This is a genomic window from uncultured Propionibacterium sp. (assembly GCF_963539965.1).
Classification (GTDB): Bacteria; Actinomycetota; Actinomycetes; order Propionibacteriales; family Propionibacteriaceae; genus Propionibacterium.
Window position 1 is genome coordinate 1 of the sequence record NZ_CAUTOU010000099.1, and the last position, 5,943, is coordinate 5,943.

General features: G+C 70.6%; 4 protein-coding genes. 1 reads left to right on the forward strand and 3 read right to left on the reverse strand.

Going from position 1 to position 5,943, the window contains the following annotated elements:
* Window positions 1–2,259, reverse strand: a 2,259-nt coding sequence (locus tag R2N01_RS10955) for a UvrD-helicase domain-containing protein (RefSeq protein ID WP_316671125.1), incomplete at its 3' end; no start/stop codon positions are given.
* A gap of 105 nt (window positions 2,260–2,364) precedes the next feature.
* Here R2N01_RS10955 and R2N01_RS10960 point away from each other — a divergent pair.
* Window positions 2,365–3,621, forward strand: a complete 1,257-nt coding sequence (locus R2N01_RS10960; protein ID WP_316671128.1) for a phospholipase D-like domain-containing protein — start codon at window positions 2,365–2,367, stop codon at window positions 3,619–3,621.
* Window positions 3,622–3,639: 18 nt separating this feature from the next.
* Here the strand turns inward: R2N01_RS10960 and R2N01_RS10965 are convergent, their stop codons facing one another.
* Together R2N01_RS10965 and R2N01_RS10970 are read right to left on the reverse strand one after the other, a co-directional pair.
* Window positions 3,640–4,341, reverse strand: a complete 702-nt coding sequence (locus R2N01_RS10965; protein WP_316671130.1) for a response regulator transcription factor — start codon at window positions 4,339–4,341, stop codon at window positions 3,640–3,642.
* A complete protein-coding gene (locus R2N01_RS10970) occupies window positions 4,338–5,702 on the reverse strand; it encodes a PspC domain-containing protein (protein ID WP_316671133.1) in 1,365 nt (454 codons plus the stop codon). The genes R2N01_RS10965 and R2N01_RS10970 overlap by 4 nt, the downstream gene beginning before the upstream one ends.
* Window positions 5,703–5,943 lie beyond the last annotated feature (241 nt).

Below are 5,943 nucleotides of genomic sequence, written 5' to 3' on the forward strand. Positions count from 1 at the left end.
GGAGCCGTCCCGACCGGGCTGGCCGGCGGCGCGCCGGGAGGCGCTCGTGCGGGCCCCGGCGCTCAGGGCCCAGGTGTCCAGTTCGGCGCCGGTGCGCTGCCAGTCGATGAGCTCGGCGGGGATCTCCTCGAGGAAGCGGCTGGCCGGGTTGTACTGCGGAGCGCCCCAGGCCGAGCGGACGCCGGCGCGCGAGCAGTACAGGCGTTCGCGGGCGCGGGTGATGCCCACATAGGCGAGCCGGCGCTCCTCGGCCAGTTCGCGGGCGTCGGCCAGCGCGCGCAGGTGCGGGAAGACGCCGTCCTCCATGCCGGTGAGGAAGACGTTGTCGAACTCCAGGCCCTTGGCGGTGTGCAGGGTCATGAGCGTGACGACGCCGGGCGAGTCGGGGTCGGCGTCGGGGATCTGGTCGGAGTCGGCGACCAGGGCGATGCGCTCCAGGAAGGCGCCCAGCGAGTCGTCGCCCTCGACGGCCCGGGCGTCCAGCTCCTCGTCCTCGGCGGCGACCTGGTCGGCCCGCAGGTCCACGACGTGTGCCTGCGCGACGAACTCCTGGGCCACCGCGACGAGCTCGACGAGGTTCTCGACACGGGTCTCGTCCTGCGGGTCCTTCGACGCCTTCAACTCGTCCAGCAGGCCCGAGTCCTTCAGGACGGCGGCGAGCACCTGATCGGCCGGGGCGCCCCGCTCGGCGAGGCCGCGGAAGCCGTTCATCAGCTCACCGAAGGCCCGCACCCGCTTGAGCGAGCGGGTGGCCATGCCCGGCACCTCGTCGACACGGTCGATGGCCCCGGCGAAGGTGATCCGCTCGTCGGCGGCGAAGACCTCGAGGGCCGCCTCGGCCCGGGCGCCGATGCCTCGTTTGGGCACGTTGAGGATGCGGCGCGTCGAGACGTCGTCGGCGCGGTTGACGACGGCCCGCAGGTAGCTGAGGGCGTCGCGCACCTCGCGGCGCTCGTAGAAGCGCACTCCCCCGACCACACGGTAGGGCAGCCCGAGGCGGACGAAGACCTCCTCGAACGGGCGCGACTGGGCGTTGGTGCGGTAGAAGACGGCCGTGTCGGAGTACCTGCAGTGCTCCTCGTCGTGCAGCCGGTCGATCTCGTCGGCGATCCACCGGGCCTCGTCGTGCTCGGTGTCGGCGACATAGCCGGTGATGCGCTCGCCGCCGGGCACCTCGCTCCACAGTTTCTTGGCGGGGCGATCCGGGTTGTTGCTGATGACGGCGTTGGCCGCCGACAGGATCGTCTGCGTGCTGCGGTAGTTCTGCTCCAGCAGGATCGTGCGGGCGCCGGGGAAGTCCTGTTCGAAGTCGAGGATGTTGCGCACATCGGCGCCGCGGAAGGCGTAGATGGACTGGTCCGAGTCGCCCACCACCATGAGCTCGGGCGGGTCGACCATCGGGGCTCCCGGCAGGGGCTCGACCGGCGAGCAGAGCTCGCGGATGAGCATGTACTGGGCGTGGTTGGTGTCCTGGTACTCGTCGACGAGGACGTGGCGGAAGCGGCGACGGTACCTCTCGCGGATGTCCGGGTGGGTCTGGAAGAGCCTGACCGTCAGCACGATCAGGTCGTCGAAGTCCATCGCATTGGCGGCGCGCAGCCGCCGGTCGTACTCGGCGTAGACCCGCGAGTAGAGCGCGTCGTCGCCGCTCGCCGAGCCGGCCGGGGCCTCATCGGGGCCGGCCAGCTCGTTCTTGGCATTCGAGACCCGGCCGAGCAGCGACCGGGGCGGGAACTTCTTGGCGTCCACGTTCTCATCGCGCAGTACCAGCGCCATGAGGCGGCGGGCGTCGGTGTCGTCGTAGATCGAGAAATTGCGTTCGAGACCGAGCTCGGGGGCCTCGCCCAGCTCGGAGCGCAGGATGCGCACGCAGGCGGAGTGGAAGGTGGAGACCCACATCGCCCGGGCGCGCCGGCCGACCAGGTCGCCGACGCGGGCGCGCATCTCGGCGGCCGCCTTGTTGGTGAAGGTGATCGCCAGGACCGAGCCCGGGTGCACGCCGCGCCGGGAGATGAGATGGGCGATACGGCGCGTCAGCACGCGCGTCTTGCCCGAACCGGCACCGGCCACGACGAGGACTGGCGCCCCGGTATGGACGACGGCCTCGCGCTGGGGCCCGTTCAGGCCCTCGAGCAGCCCGGCATCGCCCGCCCGGCCGGCCCCGGACGGGACCGGCGCGGCAGGCGCCGGGGCCTCGTGGAGGGCGTCGAGACGGGCGCCGAAGGCGGCGAACGGATCGGACGGGGCATCAGCAGTCATGACCCACCAATCGTAGGCGCGCCCGCCCGGGACGATCGCTCCGCGGCGTGTCCACGGTCGGGCGCCATCCGGGCGAGGAGGCCGGGCGCTCCTAGAATCACCCCCATGCCCTTGATTCCCCAGCGCGTCAAGCGCGCCATCGGCGTCGCGCTCACGGCTGTCGCGGCCGCCCAGGTCACCGCGGCCGCGGCAGTCATGACGATGGACCATGTGCGCAAGCGCCGCCAGGGACCGCCCGAGTTCCCGCACAGCCCCGTGGTCGAGGCCAGCGCCCATCACGACGAGGTGACGGTCTACTCGTTCGGCGAGGACCTGTACCCCGACATGCTCGCCGCCATCGACGCGGCCAGGGACCGCATCTACTTCGAGACCTTCATCTGGAAGGGCGACGGGATGGGCCGGCGCTTCAAGCAGGCGCTCATCCGCGCCGCCGAACGGGGCGTGGAGGTCTACGTCGTCTACGACTCCTTCGCGAACATCGTCGTCGATCCCCGTTTCTTCAACCTGCCCAGGTCGATCCACGTCAAGACGCACCCGCTGCTCCAGTCGGCCGCCTTCTGGAATCTGCGCTACTCGGGGCGGGACCACCGCAAACTGCTCGTCGTCGACGGGAAGGTGGCCTTCATGGGCGGCTACAACATCGGCTCGCTGTACGCCGACTCCTGGCGCGACACCCACGGCCGCTTCGCCGGACCGTGCGTGGCCGAGTTCGAGAACGCCTTCATCGACTACTGGAACATGCGCCCGGTGCACCTGTTCTGGTGGCGCCCGTCCTCACGGCCCGAGCTGCCCGACGCGGCCGAGCGCAGCTGGGGCGGTCCCATCACCCTGCAGCGCAACGTGCCGCGCTGGTCGGTCTACCCGATCCGCAACATGTACCTCGAGGCGATCGACCGGGCTCAGAGGAACATCTGGCTGACGACCGCCTATCTGATTCCCGACGACGACTTCCGCACCGCCCTGGGCCGGGCCGCCAAACGCGGGGTCGACGTGCGGATCATCGTCCCGGCCGAGTCGAACCACGTGCTCACGGACTGGCTGAGCAGGGGCTTCTACTCGGGCATGCTGCGCGACGGCATCCGCCTGTTCCTGTACCAGAACGCCATGGTCCACGCGAAGACGGCGACGATCGACGGGCAGTGGTCCACGATCGGCACCGCCAACCTCGACCGCCTCTCGCTGGTGGGCAACTACGAGATCAATGCCGAGATCATCTCGTCGGCGGTCGCCGCTGCGCTCGAGGGGATCTTCGCCACCGACCTGACGAACTGCCGCGAGGTCGATCTGGACCGCTGGGAGAGGCGCAACCGGATCGCCAAGTTCACCGAGAGCCTGCTTGCCCCCTGGCGGCCCCTCTTCTGAGCCGGCCCGGCGTGCCGCTCAGACCAGCTTGCGGTCGGTGGCCCACTTCGTCAACTCGTGACGGTTCGACAGCTGGAGCTTGCGCAGCACGCTCGACACGTGCGTCTCGACCGTCTTGATCGAGATGAACAGCTCCTTGGCGACCTCCTTGTAGGTGTAGCCGCGTGCGATGAGCTTCATGACCTCGCGCTCGCGCTGGCTGAGGCGGTCGAGGTCCTCGTCGACGCTGGCGACCGAGATGGAGCCGGAGAAGGCGTCCAGGACGAAACCGGCCAGGCGGGGGCTGAACACGGCGTCGCCGGTGGCGACACGGCTGATGGCATCGACCAGGTCGTCGGTGCTGATGGACTTGGTGACATAGCCGCGGGCGCCGGCGCGGATGACGCCGATGACGTCCTCGGCCGCATCGGAGACCGACAGGGCCAGAAAGGTCACCTCGGGCGCGCTCTTGTGCACCCTCGTGACGACCTCGGCCCCCCCGCCGCCGGGCAGGTGGACGTCGAGCAGGACGACCTCGGGTCTCGTGTCGAGAATGATCCTGACGGCGCTCGGCACGTCCTCGCCCTCGCCAACGACGTCGACACGGTCGGGCGCCGAACTGGTGAGCTCGTGCCGCACGCCGGCGCGGAAGATGGCGTGGTCGTCCACGAGGACGACCCGCCACGGCCCCTCGTGCTCGGGCTGCTCGGGACTCACAAGGGCATGCGGGACGTTGGTCATCGCGTCATCTCCAGTCTTACTTCCGTTCCCTCGCCAGGGGCCGTGCGGATGACTGCCCGGCCACCGTAGCGCTCCATGCGTTCGGTGATCGATTTTTTCACGCCCATGCGGTCCTCACCGATCTGGTTCGGATCGAAGCCCCTGCCGCGGTCGCGGACGAACACCTCGACCGTCTCGGGCCCCACTTCGGCGTAGACGTCGATCTTGTCCGTGCCGGAGTGCTTGGCGGCATTCATCATGGCCTCACGGGTTGCGCGCAGCGTGGCCTCCAGACCGGACGTATTGTCCGCGTCGCCGACGCAGATCACCTCTATGGGCACGCCGCGCTCGTCCTCGATCTCGGCGCCCGCCTGGACGAGGGCGGCCCTGAAGGTCTCGGGGCCGTCCTGCTCGCCGTACAGCCAGGCGCGCAGCTCGCGCTCCTGGCGGCGGGCGAGCGAGGCGACAGCCTTGGGGTCGCCCGCCTGGCGCTGGATGAGGGCCAGCGTCTGCAGGACGGAGTCGTGAAGGTGGGCGGCCATGTCGGCCCGGGCGTCCGAGACGATCCTCGCCTCACGCGCCGCCGCGAGGTTGTTGCGCATGCGGTTCATGGCGGGTGCGGCGACGACGCCGAAGCCGATGAGGGTCAGTGCCGCGACGGCGAGCATGGACGGCAGATAGGGCTGGCCCATCTGGGTGTAGGCGAGCAGCGAGATGGCCGCGCCGATGAGGATCAGCGCCAGGCCCATGCGCACCAGCAGCGCCCAGCGCTCCCGGCTGACAAGAGGGGCCAGCCAGCGCGGGGCCTCGTACCCGTGCCCGGTCTCCTCCGGGGACTCCACCTGGCGCCAGACCAGGGCGATGCCCAGGCAGGCCAGGATGATCGGCCAGAAGAAGACCCCGCCCGGGGCGGTGTTCAGCGCGCGCACGAGCATGAGCACGCCGATGCACAGGACGACGACCGCCAGCGCGCCGCCGGTACCGGCCGGGCTCGTGCTCCTGGCGGTGCGCCGCATGTCGGCACGACGAGCCATCTCGAGTCCGGGCGCCTCGTGATCGGGGACCTTGGCCGGGATCAGCAACCAGGCCAGGCCGTAGAAGATGATGCCGATGTAGTCGGCGCCCACGAGCAGGACGAAGCACACCCGCACGACCCACGCCGGCCAGCCCAGGTGGTCGGCCACGCCGGTGCACACTCCGCCGAGCCAGCGCCGGTCCAGCGGGCGGCACAGCTTCGGGCGCCCGGGACGGCCCGAGGGCCGGACGGACGTCCCGGGATCCTCATCGGCGGCGCGCGCCGGCCCGGCGCCGCGGAGGCGGGAGGACGCGCCGGCCGCGATCTGCGCGGATGCCGCGGCATCCGCCCTCCGCTGCCCGGTCACGGGCTCGTCCTGGGTCCGCAGTCCGGAATCCATGCGCAGCGCCGGGCATCACGGAAACGCCGGCGGGTCCGGATGGGACGAGAGACCGATCCGGGCCAGGGGGCATTATCAGGGGTGTCTGACATGAGTGGGACCGGTGGCGTGACCGAAACTGGGGTGCATGAGTAGTTGGTACCGCCGGGATGCTGCGACGCGGCCCGGCGCCGCCCTCAGTCCAGTGCGGCTGCGACGGCCAGGCGCA

Bases quoted from the DNA above. Each gene is read 5' to 3' on its own strand.
- R2N01_RS10960 (WP_316671128.1), top strand. From the start codon at position 2,365: ATGCCCTTGATTCCCCAGCGCGTCAAGCGCGCCATCGGCGTCGCGCTC.
- R2N01_RS10965 (WP_316671130.1), bottom strand. From the start codon at position 4,341: ATGACCAACGTCCCGCATGCCCTTGTGAGTCCCGAGCAGCCCGAGCAC.